Annotated in this window: 16 protein-coding genes; 12 read left to right on the forward strand and 4 right to left on the reverse strand. The window is 75.8% G+C overall.

What is annotated here, in order from left to right; translation table 11 throughout:
- Positions 1-35: 35 nt before the first annotated feature.
- Positions 36-866 (reverse strand): spermidine synthase, encoded by an 831-nt coding sequence (locus tag ACFUVW_RS03020; protein WP_430569871.1) that lies wholly within the window; start codon positions 864-866, stop codon positions 36-38.
- Between the two features lie 312 nt (positions 867-1,178).
- Between ACFUVW_RS03020 and ACFUVW_RS03025 the strand changes: the two genes are divergently transcribed.
- Genes ACFUVW_RS03025 through ACFUVW_RS03035 form a run of 3 tightly spaced genes read left to right on the forward strand, consistent with a single transcriptional unit; the run spans position 1,179 to position 3,315 of the window.
- Complete coding sequence (locus ACFUVW_RS03025; protein WP_430569872.1) at positions 1,179-1,574, forward strand: SAV_6107 family HEPN domain-containing protein; 396 nt, start codon at positions 1,179-1,181, stop codon at positions 1,572-1,574.
- The gene (locus ACFUVW_RS03030; RefSeq protein ID WP_430569873.1) at positions 1,571-2,848 is read left to right on the forward strand and encodes a DNA polymerase IV; all 1,278 of its coding nucleotides are present in this window, start codon (positions 1,571-1,573) and stop codon (positions 2,846-2,848) included. Before ACFUVW_RS03025 ends, ACFUVW_RS03030 begins: the two co-directional genes overlap by 4 nt.
- 38 nt (positions 2,849-2,886) lie before the next feature.
- Positions 2,887-3,315 (forward strand): DUF3040 domain-containing protein, encoded by a 429-nt coding sequence (locus tag ACFUVW_RS03035; RefSeq protein ID WP_430569874.1) that lies wholly within the window; start codon positions 2,887-2,889, stop codon positions 3,313-3,315.
- Positions 3,316-3,496: 181 nt separating this feature from the next.
- Here ACFUVW_RS03035 and ACFUVW_RS03040 read toward each other — a convergent pair whose 3' ends face one another.
- The 3 genes from ACFUVW_RS03040 to ACFUVW_RS03050 are packed head-to-tail and all read right to left on the reverse strand — an operon-like array spanning position 3,497 to position 8,252.
- Entirely contained in the window at positions 3,497-5,734 is a 2,238-nt protein-coding gene (locus ACFUVW_RS03040; protein WP_430569875.1) for a transglutaminaseTgpA domain-containing protein, read from the reverse strand.
- Complete coding sequence (locus ACFUVW_RS03045) at positions 5,731-7,131, reverse strand: DUF58 domain-containing protein (RefSeq protein WP_430569876.1); 1,401 nt, start codon at positions 7,129-7,131, stop codon at positions 5,731-5,733. Before ACFUVW_RS03045 ends, ACFUVW_RS03040 begins: the two co-directional genes overlap by 4 nt.
- An 8-nt stretch (positions 7,132-7,139) precedes the next feature.
- Positions 7,140-8,252: an AAA family ATPase gene (locus tag ACFUVW_RS03050; protein ID WP_430569877.1), complete on the reverse strand. Its 1,113-nt coding sequence runs from the start codon at positions 8,250-8,252 to the stop codon at positions 7,140-7,142.
- A 392-nt stretch (positions 8,253-8,644) separates the two neighbouring features.
- On the opposite strand from ACFUVW_RS03050, the gene mraZ reads away from it, so the two are divergent.
- The 9 genes from mraZ to ftsW all read left to right on the forward strand — a co-directional run bounded on the left by mraZ (position 8,645) and on the right by ftsW (position 20,123).
- Positions 8,645-9,079, forward strand: coding sequence for a division/cell wall cluster transcriptional repressor MraZ (mraZ, locus tag ACFUVW_RS03055; RefSeq protein ID WP_429762671.1), 435 nt, complete (start codon positions 8,645-8,647; stop codon positions 9,077-9,079).
- 227 nt (positions 9,080-9,306) lie between these two features.
- Positions 9,307-10,359 carry a 16S rRNA (cytosine(1402)-N(4))-methyltransferase RsmH gene (gene rsmH, locus ACFUVW_RS03060; RefSeq protein ID WP_430569878.1) on the forward strand — a complete coding sequence of 351 codons (1,053 nt, stop codon included), beginning with the start codon at positions 9,307-9,309 and terminating at the stop codon, positions 10,357-10,359.
- Positions 10,356-10,787, forward strand: a complete 432-nt coding sequence (locus ACFUVW_RS03065) for a hypothetical protein (protein WP_430569879.1) — start codon at positions 10,356-10,358, stop codon at positions 10,785-10,787. The genes rsmH and ACFUVW_RS03065 overlap by 4 nt, the downstream gene beginning before the upstream one ends.
- A 422-nt stretch (positions 10,788-11,209) precedes the next feature.
- Positions 11,210-12,937: a peptidoglycan D,D-transpeptidase FtsI family protein gene (locus tag ACFUVW_RS03070; RefSeq protein WP_430569880.1), complete on the forward strand. Its 1,728-nt coding sequence runs from the start codon at positions 11,210-11,212 to the stop codon at positions 12,935-12,937.
- A 130-nt stretch (positions 12,938-13,067) separates the two neighbouring features.
- Complete coding sequence (locus tag ACFUVW_RS03075) at positions 13,068-14,711, forward strand: UDP-N-acetylmuramoyl-L-alanyl-D-glutamate--2,6-diaminopimelate ligase (RefSeq protein WP_430569881.1); 1,644 nt, start codon at positions 13,068-13,070, stop codon at positions 14,709-14,711.
- On the forward strand, positions 14,708-16,192 hold the full coding sequence (gene murF, locus ACFUVW_RS03080) for a UDP-N-acetylmuramoyl-tripeptide--D-alanyl-D-alanine ligase (RefSeq protein WP_430569882.1): 1,485 nt from the start codon (positions 14,708-14,710) through the stop codon (positions 16,190-16,192). The genes ACFUVW_RS03075 and murF overlap by 4 nt, the downstream gene beginning before the upstream one ends.
- On the forward strand, positions 16,189-17,271 hold the full coding sequence (mraY, locus tag ACFUVW_RS03085; RefSeq protein WP_430569883.1) for a phospho-N-acetylmuramoyl-pentapeptide-transferase: 1,083 nt from the start codon (positions 16,189-16,191) through the stop codon (positions 17,269-17,271). The genes murF and mraY overlap by 4 nt, the downstream gene beginning before the upstream one ends.
- Positions 17,268-18,743 (forward strand): UDP-N-acetylmuramoyl-L-alanine--D-glutamate ligase, encoded by a 1,476-nt coding sequence (murD, locus tag ACFUVW_RS03090; protein ID WP_430569884.1) that lies wholly within the window; start codon positions 17,268-17,270, stop codon positions 18,741-18,743. Before mraY ends, murD begins: the two co-directional genes overlap by 4 nt.
- Before the next feature lie 36 nt (positions 18,744-18,779).
- On the forward strand, positions 18,780-20,123 hold the full coding sequence (gene ftsW / locus ACFUVW_RS03095) for a putative lipid II flippase FtsW (RefSeq protein ID WP_430569885.1): 1,344 nt from the start codon (positions 18,780-18,782) through the stop codon (positions 20,121-20,123).
- Positions 20,124-20,132 lie beyond the last annotated feature (9 nt).

The following is a 20,132-nucleotide window of genomic DNA, read 5'->3' on the forward strand; positions in this document are numbered from 1 at the left end:
CCCGACGGGGGGCGCGGCCGTCGTCGTCGGGGCTGTCAGGCCCCGGCGAACCTCGCGAGCTCGTCGCCGACGAGGAGCCGGGCCGGGACGGGGAGGCTGCGCAGCCGTCGCGCGAGGCCGGCGTCGTGCAGGTCTGGCGCCTCCCGGGTGCGGTCGCCGGCGTCGTCCGACGTCGGGGACGCCGCGTCGTCGGGCGCGGCCCGCACCGCGACGAGCACCACGTTGCCGTACCGGCGGCCCTTGAGGATCGCGTGCTCCGCGATCACCGCCAGCCGGCCGTCGGCGGCGGCGTCCCGCCCGAAGGCGGCGGCGAGCGTGGCGGCCTCGCGGCGCGCGAGGGACAGCGGCGGGCGGTCCGCGCAGTTGGCGAGCAGGACGCCGCCGGGCCGCAGCGCCCGGTGCGCGGCCGCGGCGAACGCGTCGTCGGCCAGGTGGTCGGGCGTGCGGTCGCCGGCGAAGACGTCGCGTACGACGACGTCGAACGAGCCCGGCGCCAGCGAGGCGAGGGCGCGGCCCGCGTCGTCGGCCCGCAGCCGGAGCCGTGGCGAGCGCGGCAGCGCGAACCAGGACCGCACGAGCTCGAGGAGGCGCGCGTCGACGTCGACGCCGAGTTGGCGCGAGTCCGGGCGCTCGTGCTCGACGTGCCGCGCGAGGGCGCACCCCGCCGCGCCGAGGTGCAGCACCCGCAGCGGTCCCGAGGGCAGCCCTGCCAGCACGGCGGCCATCTGCTGCATGTACTCGAAGGCGAGGAAGCCCGGGTCGCCGAGGTCGAGGGCGGAGCTGGGCACGCCGTTGACGTGCAGCGTCACCCGGTCGGGGTGGTCCGGGTCGCGCTCGACGCGCGCCGTGCCGGTGTCGATCGGCACCTCCTCGTCGGGGAGTGTCGGTGCGTCGGAGGATGCTGGGTGGCGTCGACCGGACCGGCGCTCGGGGCGCGATCCGCCTCGGGAGGAGCGGGACATGCGACCAGTCTCCCCGCTCCTGAGGGCGGGGAGGGCCGGTCGGCGGTTGACAGGTTCGAACAGGTGTTCGACACTGGACGGGCGCGGGGAACCGCGGAGCACGGGAGGTGCAGGATGTCGGCTCGCACGAGATCTGCCGGTGCGACGGGCGGCCGCGGCCATGCCGGCCGAGCAGGCCACGCCGGTGCGGGCGCGACGCTGCCCCCGAGCCCGGAGGTGACCCGGCTGCTCGACCGCTCCGACGCGGAGCTCGCGGCGGCCGCGACGGCGACGGACGCGGCCGAGCGCTTCGTGCACGCCCACCTGGCGGCGCTGCGTGCGGCCGCCGCCGTCGTCGCGCTGCGCGGTCGTCCCTCGGCCCGGAGCCGGGCGCGATCGGTCTGGGACATGCTGGCCCTCGTCGAGCCCGACCTTGCCGCGTGGTCGGGATACTTCGCCTCCGGCGCCCGCGTCCGGGCGGCGGTCGAGGCGGGCCTGGAGCCCGACGTCGACGCCCGCCGGGCGGCCGAGCTCGTCGCGTGCGCGGAGGACTTCCGGGACGAGGTCGGCCTCCTGATCGACCCGCGCGCCGGGTTCGCGCGACCGCTCGCCGTCGCGCCGGCGGCGTCGTGAGCCGGGGTCCGCGGTCCGCCGAGGCGTTCCGCGACTGGGGCACCGACGAGTCCGGCACCTCCGTGCTGCACGTCGACATGGACGCCTTCTTCGCGTCCTGCGAGCTCGCCCGCCGGCCTGAGCTGCGCGGCCGCCCCGTCATCGTCGGGGGACGGGAGCGCGGCGTCGTGCTCGCGGCGACCTACGAGGCGCGGGCCTTCGGCGTGCGCTCCGCGATGTCGATGGCCGCGGGGCTGCGCCTGTGCCCGCAGGCCGTCGTGGTGCCGCCCGACCACACGCTGTACCACGAGGTGTCCGAGTCGGTCATGGCGATCCTCGCCACGATCACGCCCCTGGTGGAGCGCATCTCGGTCGACGAGGCCTTCCTCGACGTGAGCGGCGCCCGCCGACGGCTCGGCGCGCCGACGGCCATCGGGGCCCGTCTGCGCGAGCAGGTCCGGGCCGAGCACGGGATCACCTGCTCCGTCGGCGTCGCGCGGAACAAGTTCGTCGCCAAGCTGGCGTCCACCCACGCGAAGCCGGACGGGATGATGCTCGTGCCGGCGGACGCGACCGTGCCCTTCCTGCGGACGCTGCCGGTCGGAGCGCTCTGGGGGGTGGGGGAGAAGACGGAGGCCGCCCTGGCGCGCTGGGGCATCACCACCGTGGCCCAGCTCGCGGACACCGACGTGCCGACGCTGCAGGCGGCGGTCGGGTCGGTCTCCGGGGCGCACCTGCACGACCTCGCGTGGGGGCGTGACCCGAGGCCCGTCGTCCCGGGACACGAGGAGCGCAGCGTGGGGGCCGAGACGACGTTCGAGCGCGACCTGTGGGACCTGGACGCGGTGGAGCAGCGCGTCCTCGAGCTGGCGGACCGGGTCGCTGCCCGGCTGCGGCACCAGGGCGTGGTCGCGCGGACGGTGTCGATCAAGGTGCGCACCTCCGACTTCCGCACCCTGACCCGCTCCCGCACGCTCGACGGCCCCACCGACGTGGCGCGCGAGATCTTCCTGGTCGCGCGCGAGCTGCTGGGTGCGGCGGACCTGCGCGGGCTGCCCGTGCGGCTGGTCGGCGTCCGTGGGGAGAACCTGCAGGTCAGGGCCGGTCTCGCCGAGCAGGTGACGCTCGACGAGGCCGTCGACCCGCGTCAGGAGGCCCGCCGGGAGGCCGAGCTCGCGCTGGACGCCGTGCGCGAACGCTTCGGCCGATCCGCCATCAGCCTGGGTGCCGCGCCGGGCCGTCGTCGAGGTTCACCCCCGCCGACTACCGTGCCGGGCGGCGCGGGCATATCCTGAGGGCGTTACCGTTCCACCGCGAGACCCGGGGGGACTCGATGCCACTGTCCGAGTACGAGCAGCGAGTGCTGGAGCAGATGGAGCGCGCGCTGAGCAGCGACGATCCCCGTCTGGCCAACACCCTGCAGCAGGCGCGCCGCCGGTCGCCCCTGCGCTATGTCCTGGCCGGCGTAGGAGTCGTCGCGGGGTTGCTGCTGCTCGTGGTCGGTGCTGCGACGTCCCAGGCCTGGGTCGGTGTCGCCGGCTTCGTCCTCATGTTCGCCGGCGTCGCCTACGCGTTCGCGGCCCCGCGCCGGTCGGGCCCCACGGGAGTGGTCCGGCCGGACGGCACCGTCGACCCCGTGACGAACCCGGACCGCGCGCGGCCGGGCCGCACCGCCCCGCGTCCGGCTCCCGCGGCGAAGAAGGAGGGGTTCCTGGCCCGCCTCGAGGAGCGCTGGGAGCGGCGACGCAACGAGGGCCGGTGACGCGCCGGCGAGGCCTGGTCGTCGAACGGCCCGGCCAGCGCCTCGTCACCAGCACCGCCGCGACGAGGGCCGGGTGACAGGCGCCACAGGCAAGCACCGAAGGGCCCGGCCCGTCTCCAGGACGGGGCGGGCCCTTCGGTCGTGTGGGCCGCGCGCCTCGCTCGCGGCCCAGCTGCCGGGATCATCGCGTCGACAGGGTCTCCCCGAGACCGGCGGTCACCGCCGTCGCGAGCCGTTCGAGCTCGTCGGGCTCGGGCGGGACGGGCTCCCGTGCGTACCGGCTCGTCTCGGCGGCCCGCGCGAGCGAGGCGAGGTCCTCGCGCACCTCGGGGGCGAGGTCGCGGCCGGTCCGGGTGGTCACGGCCGTGGCGATGGCGTCGGGGGCGCGCCGGAGCGTGGTGGCGGGCGGTAGCGCCACGCCCTCGGCGGCGAGGGCGGCGAGCACCTGCTGCCAGGCGAGCTCGGGATCGAGCTCCTGCGAGGCGCGCCGTCGCCGGGCGAGCAGCAGCACCAGGCCGCCGACCAGGACGACGACGAGGCTGCCCGAGGTGATCCACACCCAGCCGGGCAGGCCGGTGTCGACGACGGGTGTGGCCGCCACGGCCGTCGACGCGGACGGCGTCGCCTGCTCGTCGGTCGCGGTGCTCCCCGCCGTGGGCTGCCGCTCGCGGAGGTCGTTCCCCGTGGGCGCCGCGGTCGGGTCGCCCTGGACGCGGGGCGTCGTGTAGGCGGGCGGGCTCCCGGTCTGCTGGGCGGGCGTGGGCTCGAAGCGCACCCACCCGGCGCCGGCGAAGTAGATCTCCGGCCAGGCGTGCGAGTCCTGCCCCGTGATCCGCCACGTGGTCTCGCCCGTGCGGTCGCCGGGCAGGTAGCCGACCGCGAGGCGCGCGGGGAGGCCGAGCGACCGCGCCATGACCACCATGGTCGTCGCGAACTGGATGCAGTAGCCCGTGCGGTGCTGGAGGAAGTCCCAGACCGGGTCACCCGTGCCGCCGCGGGGGACCGTCGTCGAATAGGTGAAGCGGGTGGGGTCCCGCAGCCAGCGCTGGAGGGCGACCGCCTGGTCGTAGGCGGTCTCGGCGTCGCCCACGGCCTCACGCGCGGCCGTCTCGACGTCGCCCGCGTGCGCGGTCTCGGGCACCTGGGTGTAGACCTCGTCGAGGTCGGCCGCCGGCGCCTCCCGGAGGGCGGCGGGGTCGAGGTCCCGCTCGTGCACGGTGAGGGTGTAGGAGTCGCCCGCCGCCGTCAGCCCGCCGACCACCTCGTCCCGGGCGGGGTCGTAGCCCCACCCGCCGCCGTCCGTGGCCACCTGGCGCGGGTCGATGGTGATGGGCAGCTTGTCGTCGCGGAGCTCGCCCACGTCGAGGGCGACGCTGCGCACGGAGGTCTCCCCGGACGGCGGGTCGTCGGGCCACAGGACGTCGCGGTCGCCGAACTCCCGGCCGCCGCGCTCCTCCCCGCGCTGCCACCGCCGCCCGTCGAAGGCCGTGGCGGTGTAGCTGCGCAGCGGCCCGACGTCGGTGTCGGAGCCCGTGTCGTAGGACAGGACGACGGAGCCGGACCGTTCGGTCAGGCTCCGCAGGATGTCGAGGTCCTCGGCGAGGCGGATCGTGTCGCCCGTGGTCGTGAAGGTCCGGTACCAGCCCGCCGGCCCGCCGGGGAGCGCGGCGGACGCGGTGCCGACGAGCCCGGCGACGACGGCGAGGACGACGGCGCCGGCCGTCGTCGCGACGGCCCGGGACCGCTCGGCCCGCCGCACGGGCGCGGGCGTGCGCTCGGCCCGTCGCGTCCGAGCGACCAGCGGGCCGTCGAGGGTGAGGAGCAGCAGCAGCGCCGTGACGGTCACGACGAAGACGCCCCACGGCACGTGTCCCGTGAGCACGAGCGGCGGGGTCCAGAGGGCGAGGAGCGGCAGGCCGACCGCCGCCGGGCGGCGCAGCGCGCCCGCGAGCGCGTCGGCGAGCAGCAGCACGAGCAGCGTGCCGCCGACGGTGAGCAGCCCCATGGGGACGCTCCCGGTCACGGGAGCGACCTCGGACCGCGCGATCTCGCCGGCCTCGCCGAGCCGGGCCACGACGCGCGACAGGTGCTCCGGGGTGACCAGGAAGGTGGGGTCGGCGGTCGGGCCGCCGTACCGCGCGAGCACGAACCAGGCGGCGACGACGCCGCCCAGCAGGCTGGGCCACGCGGAGCCGGACTCCTTGGAACGCAGGCCCCGGGCGCGGGCCCGTCGCTCGATCACCACGCGGGACGTGACCGTCGTCGCGCTGACGAGAAGGATGCCGAGGAGCCCCGCGCGCGTCCAGCCGCCGGGCAGCACGATGCTCGTGAGCGAGAGCATCGACGCGGCGACCGCCACCGCGACCAGGACCCCGGAGGCAACGGTGCGGGCCGTCGGGCCCGCGTGGGCGGGGATCATGCGGCTCCCTCCGCGAGGAGCGCCCAGGCGCGGTCGGGCGCCGTGCCCGGGCGGCAGGTGGCCACGCGCCAGCCCGCGGCACGCAGCGCGCCGACAGTGGCCGCGGCGGGCGCGGGCCCGGGGCCCGGGGCGTCGTCCGGCGCCACGACGAGCGCCCAGCAGGTGCCCTCGACACCGAGCTCGGCCGCCTCGCGCAGCGCCGTCTCCGGCTGGGGCCCGAGCACGGCGACGACGATCTCCTCCTGCGAGCGCGAGGCGCGCAGGGCGCGGACCGTCTGCAGGACGGCGCGCTCGGCGTCGGCGGTCCCGCGGTGCCCGCGCAGGTCGACCGCCTGGTCGAGGACCGTCGCGCGGCCGGTGCGCGCGCCGGCCGCGAACGGCACGGGCGCGGGGCCCGAGCCGGTGGGCACCAGGCGCGCCGGGTGGCCCGCGTCGAGGAACGACGTGGCGACCGAGGCCGCGAGCTCGACGGCGAGCTCGCCCTCCGCGTGCGTGCGGGAGCCGCGGGTGGACGGCCACACGCCCGTGCGCGGGTCGGCGGGCGCCGGCAGCAGCGACCGGTCGAACAGCACGGTCACGGGCCGCACGCCGGCGCTCTCGTCCGCCCGGACCATGAGCCGGCCCTGGCGCGCCGACCCCGCCCAGTGCACCCGGCGGGGGTCGTCCCCGGAGACGTACTCGCGCAGGACGGAGTCGTCCGTGGACGCCAGCCGTGCGCCGGTGGCCGCGCGCTCGACGTCGCCGAGCACCCGCGTCCGCGTGGGCAGGGCCACCGTGCGTGGCCACACCGCCACCCGGGTCGCGGCACCGAGCGGCTGCGTCGTGCGGACCAGCCCGAAGACGTCGGTGCGCGTGGTCAGCAGCGGGCCGAGGGCCCAGCGGCCCCGGCGGGACGGGGTGAGCGCGTAGGAGACCGCGATGCGGTCCGCGTGCGCCGTCACCCGGGCGCGGATGCCGTGCGGCCCCGCCAGCTCGTGCGCGGCCTGCTCGGACAGCCGCAGGCGCGCCAGCCGCTCGTAGGCCGCGCCCGTGCGTGCGCGGGCGCCCACGACCAGGCGCACGGCGGCCGTCTGGTCGCGCACGACGGGGTTCGGCGTCAGCTCGCGGGTGACCACGAGCGCCCCGCGGCCGGCGTCGAGGCGTTGCGCCCCCATGAGCACCCAGGACAGGAGGACGGCCAGCACGGCGGCGGCGCCGAGGCCGACGACGTCGGGCAGCTCGAGCAGCGTGCCGACCGTGACGAGCAGCAGGCCCGCGACGAGCAGGGCCAGGCCCCGGCGCGTGGGCCGGACACGGACGACCCGCCGGAGCGCCGGATGCTTGGTGTCGTGCGGGCCGCCGTGCCCGGCCCTGCGCTCGGGGGCGGGGACCGCGCCGGACTCGTCGTCGCCGGACATCGCCGGCCCTACCGGCCGCGTTCGCGGGAGGGTCGCGCGAACGACCCCGTGGGCGGGGCGACGGCGACGCGGCCGCCGGGCACGGCGGTGCGCTGGACGATCTCGGAGATCACGTCCTCGGGCGTCACGCCGCCGAGCCGGGACTCCGTGCTGAGGATCAGCCGGTGGGCCAGGACCGGGACGGCGAGGGACTGCACGTCGTCGGGCAGCACGTGCTCGCGGCCCGCCATCGCCGCCGCGGCCTTGGCGGCCCGCAGCAGCTGGAGCGAGGCCCGCGGCGAGGCGCCGAGCCGTACGCCCTCGTGCTGGCGCGTCGCGCCCACGAGGTCGAGCACGTACTGCTTGACGGGTCCGGCGGCGTAGACGGCGCGCACCGCCTGCGCGTACCGCACCATGTCGGCGCCGGTGGTGACGGGGGACAGGTGGTCCAGGGGGTCGGCGGACTCCTGGCGGTCGAGCATCTGCAGCTCGGCGTCCGTGTCCGGGTAGCCGACGGTGAGGCGTGCCATGAACCGGTCGCGCTGCGCCTCGGGCAGCGGGTACGTGCCCTCCATCTCCACCGGGTTCTGCGTCGCGACGACCAGGAACGGCCGCGGCAGCGTGTGGGTGGTGCCGTCGATCGTCGTCTGGCCCTCCTCCATGCACTCGAGGAGCGCGGACTGCGTCTTGGGCGAGGCGCGGTTGATCTCGTCGCCGATCACCACGTTGTTGAACACCGGCCCGGGCCGGAACTCGAAGTCGTGCGTGGCGGTGCGGAAGATGTTGACGCCGGTGAGGTCGCTCGGCAGCAGGTCGGGCGTGAACTGGATGCGGCCGACGCGGCAGTCGATGCTGCGGGCGAGGGCCTTCGCCAGCGTCGTCTTGCCGACACCGGGGACGTCCTCGATCAAGAGGTGACCCTCGGCGAGGAGGACGGCGACGGTCACCTCCGCGAGGCCGGGCCGCCCGGAGACCACGGAGTCGATCGCCGCCCGCACCCGCGTGGTGGCGGTGACGAGCTCGTCGAGCTCCCTGGTCAGGGCGTCGACGTCGGCCCCCGTGGAGGGGATGGCACCGTCCCTGCGGTCCTCCGTCTCCGTGCGTGCGCCGGCCAGCGTGGGGGAGACGGGTTCTGGGTGCACGGGTGACCTCCGGTTCACGTGCTCGTGACGGTTCTCGCAGCCTAGTGGAATCGGGGCCGGACGTGACGACGATCACCCCCTCCACCTCCCTCCACGACGCCCCCGAGGACGGTGGTCGGGTCTGCGCGACGCCTCGCGGGTCCTGACGGCGCCCCGCACGACACGCGCCCGGCGGCCGGCCCTCCACCGCCGCTCCACCGGAGGTCCCGCTCGCCCAAGGCGCCTGACCTGCGGCGATGTGTGGGGACTGTGGGGAGAGGGGGTGAGATGGGGAGAACTCCCCACGTTTGGCCGCGCCCGGTGGAGGAAAGTGGAGTAGCGTGGAGGCTGCGGGAGCGCGAGGGGAGGTGCGAGCCGTGGCAGGTCTGGAGGACACGTTTCCGGGGGCCGGGCTGCTGCTCGGCACCTACACCCCCAAGCTCGACGAGAAGGGCCGGCTCATCCTCCCCGCGAAGTTCCGTGCCCGTCTCGCTCCCGGCCTCGTCATGACGAGGGGGCAGGAGCGCTGCCTCTTCCTCCTCCCGATGGACGAGTTCGGCCGCATGTACGAGCAGGTGCGGCAGGCCCCCGTGACCAGCCGGCAGGCGCGCGACTACCTGCGCGTGTTCCTGTCGGGTGCCAGCGACGAGCTGCCGGACAAGCAGGGGCGGGTCGTCATCCCGGCCGCCCTGCGCGCGTACGCCGGCCTCGACCGGGACGTCGCCGTGATCGGCGCCGGCACCCGCGTGGAGGTCTGGGACCGCACCACCTGGGAGACCTACCTGGCCGAGCAGGAGTCCTCGTACTCCGAGACGTCCGAGCAGATCTTCCCGGACCTGCAGTTCTGAGCCGGCACGACCGAGGCAGCACAGGGCCAGCGCAGAGGCAGCACAGAGGCAGTACCGACAACCGCACAGCAGGAACGCAGTGACGGGCCCCGCACGACGAGGCCTCCTCCCGCGAGGGTCTGGCGCACTTCCCCGGCGCCAGAACGGCGCGGAGGGAGACCTGGCCGGGCGGGGCCCCGGCGACCAGACCGGCACGAGCCGGCACGAGCACGAGAGGAGGAGCACCGATGAGCACACCGGACGACGCGCGACCCGCGGGCGACCGCCACCTGCCCGTGCTGCTGCAGCGGTGCGTCGACCTCCTCGCGCCGGCGCTCGCCGAGCCCGGGAGCGTGCTGGTCGACTGCACGCTGGGCATGGGGGGCCACACCGAGGCGGTGCTGGAGCAGGTCCCGACCGCCCGGGTCGTGGGGATCGACCGCGACACCCAGGCGCTGCGCCTCGCCGGCGAGCGGCTCTCCCGCTTCGGCGACCGGTTCACCCCGGTGCACGCGGTCTACGACGAGATCGGCGAGGTCGTCGCGGGGCTCGGGCTGGACGGCGTCCAGGGCGTCCTCATGGACCTGGGGGTCTCGTCGCTGCAGCTCGACGAGTCCGGACGGGGCTTCGCCTACGCCCAGGACGCCCCGCTCGACATGCGGATGGACCAGACGCGCGGCGCCACCGCGGCCGACGTCCTCAACACCTACGACGAGCGTGACCTCGCCCGGGTGCTGCGCGAGTACGGCGAGGAGCGGTTCGCGCCGCGCATCGCCCGCGCGATCGTCCGGCGCCGCGAGGAGCGGCCGTGGGAGCGGACGGGGGAGCTCGCGGACCTGGTGCGCGCGTCCATCCCGGCCGCCGCCCGCAAGACCGGCGGCAACCCGTCCAAGAGGACGTTCCAGGCGCTGCGGATCGAGGTGAACGGCGAGCTCGAGGTGCTCGAGCGCGCCGTGCCCGCCGCGATCGAGACGCTGGCCGTCGGCGGGCGGATCGTCGTCGAGTCCTACCAGTCGCTGGAGGACCGGATCGTCAAGCGGGCCGTCGCGCGCGGGACGACGTCGAGCGCCCCTCCCGGCCTGCCCGTCGAGCCCGAGACGCACAAGCCCTACCTCGAGGCCCTCACGCGGGGCGCCGAGGAGGCGGACGAGGCCGAGCTCGAGCGCAACCCGCGCGCCGCGTCCGTCCGCCTGCGGGCCGCCCGACGGGTCCGGCCCACCCCCGACCACATGCGTCCCGCCACGCCTCGCCCGCAACCTCGCCCGCACCCCCGTTCGCACACCAAGGAGGACCGCCGATGAGCGCCCTGCGTGCCCCCGCCACCCCAGGGACCCGCCCCGCCGCGGCACCCCGCCGTGCGCCGCTGACCTCGTTGCCGGGCGGTGCCGCGGACCGTGGCCGTCGTCTCGACGCGGTCCGCGCGCCCCTCCAGGCGACGTCGGGCGTCCCGTTCCTCGTGCTGTGCGCGGTGATCCTCGCCGCCGCCCTGCTGGCGGCCCTGCTCCTCAACACGTCGATGGCGCGCGGCTCGTACGAGGCGTCGCGGCTGCAGGCCGAGGTCGGGCAGGTGGCGCAGGACGTCCAGACCCAGCAGGAGAAGCTCCGTGCCGCGGAGGCGTCGCTGGCGGAGCGCGCCACGAAGCTCGGGATGGTCCCCGCCGAGGACCCGACGATGATCAGCGTCGAGAAGCGCGCGAAGGTCGGGATCGGCGACACGGAGACGCCGTGACCGGGCGGACGCCCCCGGCGCGCGGGGGTGCGCGCAGCGGCGGCTCGGGCGCGGGCTCCGGCGGACGCTCGGCGGGTGGGCGCTCGCCCGGTGGACGCTCGGCCGGCGGGCGCGCGACACGCCCGGGCCCGGCGCGCACGACCCGGTCCCCGGCCCCGCAGACTCGAGGGGTGAGCACCTCCCGTACCGCGAACGGCTCGGCGCCGCGTCCGGCCGCGCGTCCCGGCACGGGGTCGACGTCGCGCTCGACCTCACGCTCGACGTCGCGCTCGACGGGCCGTGGCACGACGCCGCGGTCCGGCGCGGTGCGCGGGCCGACGGGTCGGACCACCGTCCGTGGCGGCGGCGCCCCCCCGCGCCCGCGCGGCGGAACCGCGAGCCGGGGGCGTCCGGGCGACCCCGGGCGCCGGCAGCGCTGGATCATGGTCGTCGCGGCGCTCGTGCTCACGGTCTTCGTGGGCCGGCTGGTCCAGGTGCAGATCTTCCAGGGGCCGGCGCTCGCGGCGAAGGCGCAGGAGGCGCGGACCACGCACGCGGTCGAGCTCGCCCACCGCGGCGACATCGTGGACACGAACGGACGCGTGCTCGCGACGTCCGTCGACCGGTACACGATCTCGGCCGACACGCTCGCCATCCAGGGCTTCCAGGGCGGCCAGCGCGTGGACACGGCCACGGGCAGGGCCGTGCAGGACGGCGCGCTCGGCATCGCGCAGCTCCTCGCGCCGGTCCTCGACGAGGACCCCGCGGAGCTCGCCGCGAAGCTCAACGGGGACGACCGGTACGTGATCCTCAAGCGCAACGCGGTGCCGGAGGTGCAGCGGGCGATCGCCAAGCTCGACCTGCAGGCCTACATCCGCACCGAGCTCACCTCGCGCCGCACCTATCCCGCGGGGGTCGTCGCCGGCACGCTCGTCGGCTTCGTGGACCGCGACCAGGTGGGGCGGGGCGGGCTCGAGCGCGCCTACGAGGACGTGCTCGCGGGCGCCGACGGCCAGGTCACCTACGAGCGGGGCCGTGACGGTGTCCCGATCCCGGGCTCCGAGCGGGACGCCACCGAGGCCGTGGCCGGCAGCGACGTGCAGCTCACGATCGACTCCGACGTCCAGTGGAAGGCGGAGGAGCTGCTCGACGACGCGGTCTCCAAGACCGGGGCGAAGTACGCCATGGCGGTCGTGGAGGACGTGCGCACGGGCGAGGTGCTCGCGGTGGCCGACTCGGGCGACGTCGACCCCAACGACCGCTCGACGTCCGCCGTGGCCAACGGCTCCCGCGCCGTCAAGGACGTCTTCGAGCCCGGCTCCACGGGCAAGGTGATCACGATGGCGGCGGCCCTCGAGGAGGGCTACTGGACGCCCGCCAGCCAGTTCCGCGTGCCGTACCGGTACACCACGCCCAACGGCGAGACGTTCAAGGACTCCCACGAGCACCCGGAGCAGCGGCTGACGCTCGCCGGCGTGCTGGCGCACTCCTCGAACACCGGCACGGTGCAGATCGGCGAGAAGATCCCGCTCGACGTCCGCTACGACTACCTCGGCAAGTTCGGGTTCGGGAACCCCACCGGCCTCGGGCTGCCGGGCGAGTCGGCGGGCATCCTGCCCTCGGAGCAGACGCTGGCGCACGACGCGCGCACCCCGTACACGATCCTGTTCGGGCAGGGCGTGGCGGTGAACGCGATGCAGGCGACGCAGGTCTTCTCGACGATCGCCAACGGCGGGGTCCGGGTGGAGCCCAGCCTGGTGGCCGGCACGCGCGCGCCCGACGGGACGTTCACGCCGGCCGAGGCCCCCCGGACGGACCGGGTCGTCTCCGAGAAGACGGCGTCCTCGGTGATGCGGATGATGGAGTCGGTCGTGGGGGAGGAGGGCACTGCCGCCAACGCGCGGGTGCCCGGCTACCGCGTGGCCGGCAAGACCGGTACCGCCCAGATGTGGACCGGGTCCGGGACCACCTACATGGCGTCGTTCATCGGCGTCGCGCCCGCCGACGACCCCCGGTACACGGTGTCGGTCTTCCTGCGCAGCCCGCAGTCGTCGATCTACGGTGGCGTGGTGGCCGCGCCCGTCTTCAGCGACCTCATGGGGTACACGCTGCAGAAGATGGACGTGCCGCCGAGCTCGACGCCGTTCAAGTCCTACGACCTCACATGGTGAGCCGGCGGTGAGCAGGTGGTGAGCGGCCGGGCGAGCGACCCGGCGAGCATCCGCCCGAGGTCCGTGACGGTTCTCATGCCGGGCACCCTGGGTGCCGGGCCCGCAGCACGCAGACGGTAGGTTCTTCTCCGTGACATCCCCGCTTCCCCGTATCCGGCCCGCGGGCACGACGCCCCGGCGGGTGCGGGACCTCGCCCTGACCTTCGGGCTCGAGGTGACGACACCGGCGGCACCGGACGAGGCCGGCCCTCGTCCGCAGGTCCCCGCCGACGTCGTCGTCACCTCGGTCGCGTCCGACAACCGCGTGGTCGCAGGCGGCGACCTGTTCGTCGCCCTGCCCGGCGCGCACGCCCACGGCGCGCGGTTCGCCGCCGACGCCGTGGCCCGCGGGGCCCGCGCCGTGCTCACCGACGAGGCCGGCGCCGCCGCCCTCGCGGCCGGGCCGGACGCCCTCGACCCGGCGGTGCCGGTGCTGGTCGCGGACGACCCGCGCGCGGTGCTCGGCCCCGTCGCGGCCTGGGTGTACGGCGAGCCCGCCGAGCACCTCATGACCTTCGGCGTCACCGGCACGAACGGCAAGACGACGACGACGTACCAGGTCGACCACCTGCTGCGGGCCCTCGGCTGGACCGGCGGCCTGATCGGCACGGTCGAGATGCGCGCGGGCGACACGGTGCTGCCGAGCCGGCTCACCACCCCGGAGGCCGCGGACCTGCAGGCGCTGCTCGCCGCCATGTGCGAGGCGGAGGTGCGCACGCTGGCGATGGAGGTGTCCTCCCACTCGCTGTCGATGCACCGCGTCGACGGCATCGAGTTCGGCGTGGTCGGGTTCACCAACCTCAGCCAGGACCACCTCGACTTCCACGGCGACCTGCAGTCGTACTTCGACGCGAAGGCGTCCCTGTTCACGCCCGAGCACGCGCGCCGCGGCGTCGTCGTGGTCGACGACGCGTGGGGCGAGCGCATGGCGGCGGCCGCGCGGGTGCCCGTCGCGACGCTGCGCACCCGCGCCGCGCGAGAGGGCGAGGAGGCGGCGGACTGGACCGTCACCGAGGTCGCACCGCACGGCACCGGCTCCGCGTTCACGCTCACCCACGCCGACGGACGCTCCCTGCGCACGTCGACGTCGCTGCCGGGCGGGTTCAACGTGGCCAACGCCGCGCTGGCCGTCGCCATGGTCCTCGAGGGCGGCGCGCACGTCGAGGACGTGGCCGAGGCCCTCGCCGCGGCCGACGGCCTCTCCGCCGTGGTGCCCGGGCGCATGGAGGTCGTCGGCCCGGGCGGGGACGGCCACCCGCGCGTCGTCGTGGACTTCGCGCACAACACCGAGGCCCTCGAGCTCGCGCTCGCGGCCCTGCGCCCGACGACGGCCGGCCGGCTCGTCGTCGTCTTCGGCGCCACCGGCGACCGCGACAAGGGCAAGCGGCCTGCGATGGGCGCCGCCGCCGTCGCGGGCGCGGACGTCGTCGTCGTCACCGACGACGACCCGCACGGCGAGGACGCCGCCGCCGTGCGCGCCGCGGTGCTCGAGGGGGCCCGCGCCGCCCGCGACGCGGCGCGCGAGTCCGGCCGCGACGTCATCGTGACCGAGGCCGCCCCGCGCGCGACCGCCATCGAGAGGGCCGTGCTCGACGCGGGGGCGGGCGACACCGTCCTCGTGGCGGGCCGCGGCCACGAGACCATCCAGGAGGTCGCGGGCGTCGACCTCGAGCTCGACGACCGGGACGAGGCCCGCCGCGCGCTGCAGCGGCGGCACGAGAGGACCACCGCATGATCGCGCTGACCGCCGCCGACGTCGCCGAGGCGACCGGGGGACGGCTGCACGCCGACGCCGCCACGCCCGTGACCGGGCCCGTCGTCGTGGACTCCCGCCGCGTGGAGGCCGGGGGGCTGTTCGTCGCGCTGCCCGGCGAGCGGGTCGACGGGCACGACTTCGCCCGCGGCGCCGTCGAGGCCGGCGCCGCGCTGGTCCTGGCCGCCCGCGAGCTCGAGGGCGTGCCGACCGTCGTCGTCGACGACGTCCAGGCCGCGCTGGGGGAGCTCGCCCGCGTCGTCCTGGCGCGCGTGCGGGCGGCCGGCGACCTGCGGGTCGTGGCCGTCACCGGCTCGGTGGGCAAGACCACCACCAAGGACCTGCTCGGCCAGCTCCTCGCCGACCTGCTGCCGGACGGCGTCGCGCCCGAGGACGGCCTGGTGGTGCCCACCGGGTCGTTCAACAACGAGGTCGGCCTGCCGCTGACCGTGCTGCGCGTCACCGAGGCCACGAGGTTCCTCGTGCTGGAGATGGGCGCGGACGGGCCCGGCAACATCGCCTACCTCACGCGGATCACGCCGCCCGACGTCGGCATCGTGCTCGCCGTCGGCGTGGCCCACGTGGGCAAGTTCGGCTCGGTCGAGGCGATCGCGCGCACCAAGGGCGAGATGGTCTCGGGCGTCGTGCCGGGCGGCACCGTCGTGCTCAACGCCGACGACCAGCGCGTCGCGGCCATGGCGTCGCTCGCGACCCCCGAGCACACCGTCACCACGTTCGGCACCATCTCGTCGGCCGACGTGCGCGCCGCCGACGTCGAGGTGGACGCCTCCGGCCGGGCGACGTTCGGGCTCGCGGTGTCGGGCGGCCACGACCAGGGCGACCCCGCACCCGTGGCCCTGCGCCTCGTGGGCGCGCACCACGTGAGCAACGCCCTCGCCGCGGCCGCGGCGGTCCTCGCGCTCGGCGGCGCCACGCCCGCCGTGACCAGGCGGGTGGCCGAGGGCCTGTCCCGCGCGACGCCCGTCAGCCCGCACCGGATGGCCGTCACCGAGCGCCCGGACGGCGTCACGGTCGTGGACGACGCATACAACGCCAACCCGGACTCCATGCGCGCCGCGCTGCGGGCGCTCGCCGTCATGGCGGGCCGCACGCGCCGATCCGTCGCCGTGCTGGGCGAGATGCTCGAGCTCGGGGACGGGTCGCGCGCGGCGCACGACGAGATCGGCCGCCTCGTGGTGCGATTGAACGTCAAACTCCTCGTCGTCGTCGGCGACGGGGCGTACCACATCCACGAGGGGGCCCTGCAGGAGGGCTCCTGGGGAGAGGAGTCGGTGTTCGTGCCTGACCTCGACGCCGCGCGCGCGGTGCTCGCCGAGGCGCTCGAGCCGGGCGACGTCGTCCTCGTGAAGTCCTCCCTCGGGTCCGGCCTGTGGCGGCTCGGTGACGAGCTCGCCGCGGGCGGGCCGGCCGTGCACGACGCCGCGTCGGAGGTCGCCCCGTGATCGCGATCCTCGTCTCGGCCGGCGTCTCCGGGCTGGTCGCCCTCTTCGGCACGCCCCTGTTCATCCGGTTCCTCATCCACCGGAACTACGGCCAGTTCGTGCGCCAGGACGGGCCGACGGCGCACTTCACCAAGCGCGGCACTCCCACGATGGGCGGCGTCGTGATCATCGCGGCGGCCCTGGTCGGCGTCGCGGTGTCCATGCTGGTCGCCGGGAGGCCGCCGAGCGCGTCGGCGCTGCTGTGCCTGTACCTCATGACCGGGCTCGGCCTGGTCGGCTTTCTCGACGACTTCACGAAGATCCGCAAGCAGCGGTCCCTGGGGCTCACGCCGAAGGCGAAGATCATCGGCCAGGGGTTCGTGGGGATCAGCTTCGCGGTGCTCGCCCTGCAGTTCCCCAACGCCAACGCCCGGACGCCCGCGTCCACGCGGATCTCCTTCCTGCGCGACACCAACCTCGACCTGGCCTTCGCCGGCGTCACGGTGGGCCTCATCCTCTTCGTGATCTGGGCGAACTTCCTCATCACCGCGTGGTCCAACGCGGTGAACCTCACGGACGGGCTGGACGGCCTGGCGACCGGCGTGTCGATCATCGTGTTCGGCGCGTACGTCCTCGTCTGCATCTGGCAGCTCAACCAGTCGTGCCAGCGGCTCGCCGCGGCCGGGCCGCGCTGCTACGAGGTGCGCGACCCGCAGGACCTCGCGATCGTCGCCGCCGCCATCGCGGGCGCGTGCATCGGCTTCCTCTGGTGGAACGCCAGCCCCGCGAAGATCTTCATGGGCGACACGGGCTCGCTGGCCCTGGGCGGCGCCCTGGCCGGCATCTCGATCCTGTCGCGCACCGAGATCCTCGCCGCGATCATCGGCGGGCTCTTCGTCGTCATCGTCATGTCGGACGTCATCCAGATCGGCTTCTTCAAGCTGACCGGCAAGCGCGTGTTCAAGATGGCGCCGCTGCACCACCACTTCGAGCTGTCCGGGTGGGGCGAGGTCACCATCGTCATCCGGTTCTGGCTCATCGCCGGCCTGTTCGCGGCCCTCGGCATGGGCGTCTTCTACGCCGAGTGGGTGGCCACGTGACCGAGCCCGGCCCGCGCGCGCTGCCCGACGGCGCGCGCGTCGTCGTGGCGGGGCTCGGCGTGACCGGGCGCGCCGTCGTCGCGGCCCTGTCCGGCCGTGCGGGTGCGGCCGTGCGGGCGGGCTCCGTCGTGACGGTCGACGGCCGCGCCCCCGACGCCGACGTGCGCGACGCCGACGACCCCGCCGTGGCCGAGCGCGTCGTCGCGGGCGCGGACCTCGTCGTCGCCTCCCCGGGGTGGGCGCCGAGCACGCCGCTGCTGACCGCGGCGCGGGCCGTGGGCGTCCCCGTGTGGAGCGAGATCGAGCTGGCCTGGCGGCTGCGCGCCGAGCGCGCCGGCGCACACGGGCCCGCTCCCTGGCTCGCCGTCACCGGGACCAACGGCAAGACGACGACGGTCGAGATGCTCGCGTCGATCCTCACCGCGGCGGGCCTGCGCGCCGCGGCGGTCGGCAACGTCGGCACCCCCGTGGTCGAGGCCGCGCAGGACCCGTCGCTCGACGTGCTGGCGGTGGAGCTCTCCAGCTTCCAGCTGCACCACACGCTCACGACCTCCTTCGAGGCGGCGGCCGTGCTCAACGTGGCCGCCGACCACCTCGACTGGCACGGCTCCCTCGACGCCTACGCCGCGGACAAGGGGCGCATCTACGCGCGCGCCCAGGTCGCCTGCGTGTACAACGTGGCCGACCCGCGCACCGAGCAGCTCGTGCGCGACGCCGACGTGTCCGAGGGGGCCCTCGCCGTGGGGTTCACCCTCGGCGCCCCGGGCCCCGGGCAGCTGGGCGTGGTCGAGGACGTGCTCGTCGACCGCGCCTTCCACACGGAGCCCGGAGCCCGCGACCGGCAGCGCACGGCCGCCGAGCTCGGCACCCTCGCCGACCTGGCGCACCTCGCGCCGGGCGGCGGCGACGGCTCGCCGAACGTGCCGCCGCACGTCGTCGCCAACGCCCTGGCGGCCGCGGCGCTCGCCCGCGCGCACGGCGTGCCCGCGGCGGCCGTGCGCGACGGCCTGCGCGCCTTCCGTCCCGGCGCGCACCGCATCGCGCGCGTCCGCGAGCTCGACGGCGTCGCGTGGGTGGACGACTCGAAGGCGACCAACGCGCACGCGGCGGCGGCCTCGCTCGGCGCGTACCCGCCCGGCACCGTGGTGTGGGTCGCGGGCGGGCTCGCCAAGGGGGCGTCGTTCGACGCGCTCGTCGCCGACCGGTCCGACCGTCTGCGCGCGGCCGTCCTCATCGGCGTCGACCCGGAGCCGGTCCGCGGGGCGCTGGCCCGACACGCGCCCGAGATCCCCGTCGTCGTGGTCGATCCCGGAGACACTGGGTCGGTGATGCGGCGCGCGGTCGCGGCGGCACGGGACCTGGCTCGGCCGGGGGACACCGTGCTGCTGGCGCCCGCCGGGGCGTCCATGGACCAGTTCGCCTCCTACGCCCAGCGGGGGGAGGCGTTCGCCACGGCCGTGGCGGAGCTGTAGCGGCACGACGCCGCGAGGACGAACGAGGGGTGGCGGATGGCGGTCACGACGGGCACGCGACGCGGGCCGGCCGCCCGGCCGTCGAACGCCACGCCGTCGCGCACGACGCCGAGGCGCACGCCGCAGAAGCGGGCGGAACGCCCGTGGCTCGGTCAGTGGAACAGCACCGTCACGAGCTACTACCTGCTGGTCGGGGCGACCGGGCTGCTGCTCGTCATCGGCCTCGTCATGGTGCTGTCCAGCTCGACGGTGACGTCCATCGCCGAGGGGAACTCGCCGTTCGCCGCGTTCCTCGTCCAGGGCCGGTACGCGCTCATCGGGCTGCCGCTCATGCTCGTCGCGGCCCGTCTGCCCGTGCGGTGGTACAAGCGGCTGGCGTGGCCGGCGCTCCTCGCCTCGCTCGCGATGCTCGCGGCCGTCCCGTTCGTCGGCAAGCTCGTCAACGGCAACCGGAACTGGCTGGTGGTCGGCCCGATCCAGTTCCAGCCCTCCGAGCTCGCCAAGCTGGCGCTCGCGGTGTGGCTGGGGGCGGTGCTGGGCCGCAAGCAGCACCTGCTCGGCAGCTGGGGCCAGGCGATCGTCCCCGGGGTGCTGGGGCTGGCCGCGGTCCTCGGGCTCGTCATGGCGGGGCACGACCTCGGCACGGCGCTGATCATGGCGCTGCTGGGTCTCGGCGCCTACTGGGTCTCGGGGGCCCCGGCGTCCCTGCTGGTCGTCGGTGGCGTCGGTGCCGCGCTGGTGGTGGGCTGGGCGTTCATCCTCAACCAGGGCAGCTCCGACCGCCTCACCCGCATCCTCGCCGCGTACGGCACGTGCACCGACACGCAGGGGCAGTGCTACCAGTCGATCCACGGGATGTACGGGCTGGGCACCGGCGGGCTGTTCGGCGTGGGCCTCGGCGCCAGCCGCGAGAAGTGGAAGTACCTGCCCGAGGCGCACAACGACTTCATCTACTCCGTGATCGGAGAGGAGCTGGGGCTGCTCGGCACGCTGCTGGTGCTCGCGCTGTTCGCCGTCCTCGGGATCGCGATGGCGCGCGTGGTGCGCCGCCACCCGGACCCGTTCGTGAAGATCACCACGGCCGCGATCGGCTGCTGGGTCGTCGGCCAGGCGTTCGTGAACATCGGCGTGGTGATCGGCGTCCTGCCGGTGATCGGCGTCCCGCTGCCCCTGGTGTCGGCGGGCGGGTCGGCCCTCGTCACCACGATGGTGGCGCTCGGCGTGGTGATCAGCTTCGCGCGCAGCGAGCCCGGTGCCGCCGAGGCGCTGGCGGCGCGGCGGAGCGTCGTCAAGCGGTCGGTCGCGGTCCTCTCGCGACGGGGCCGGGACGGCGTCACGGGCGGGAGGTCCCGGCGCCGCGGGGGCGACGGCGGCCGATAGGGTCTGCCT

This window comes from Isoptericola sp. NPDC057391 (assembly GCF_042668085.1).
In the GTDB taxonomy this organism is placed as follows: domain Bacteria; phylum Actinomycetota; class Actinomycetes; order Actinomycetales; family Cellulomonadaceae; genus Isoptericola.

Excerpts from the sequence above, each read along its gene's own strand:
- ACFUVW_RS03065 (WP_430569879.1), top strand. The coding sequence starts at position 10,356 with ATGAGCGCCCTGCGTGCCCCCGCCACCCCAGGGACCCGCCCCGCCGCG.
- ftsW (WP_430569885.1), top strand. The coding sequence starts at position 18,780 with ATGGCGGTCACGACGGGCACGCGACGCGGGCCGGCCGCCCGGCCGTCG.
- ACFUVW_RS03040 (WP_430569875.1), bottom strand. The coding sequence starts at position 5,734 with ATGATCCCCGCCCACGCGGGCCCGACGGCCCGCACCGTTGCCTCCGGG.
- ACFUVW_RS03035 (WP_430569874.1), top strand. The coding sequence starts at position 2,887 with ATGCCACTGTCCGAGTACGAGCAGCGAGTGCTGGAGCAGATGGAGCGC.
- ACFUVW_RS03070 (WP_430569880.1), top strand. The coding sequence starts at position 11,210 with ATGGTCGTCGCGGCGCTCGTGCTCACGGTCTTCGTGGGCCGGCTGGTC.
- rsmH (WP_430569878.1), top strand. The coding sequence starts at position 9,307 with ATGAGCACACCGGACGACGCGCGACCCGCGGGCGACCGCCACCTGCCC.
- ACFUVW_RS03045 (WP_430569876.1), bottom strand. The coding sequence starts at position 7,131 with ATGTCCGGCGACGACGAGTCCGGCGCGGTCCCCGCCCCCGAGCGCAGG.
- murF (WP_430569882.1), top strand. The coding sequence starts at position 14,708 with ATGATCGCGCTGACCGCCGCCGACGTCGCCGAGGCGACCGGGGGACGG.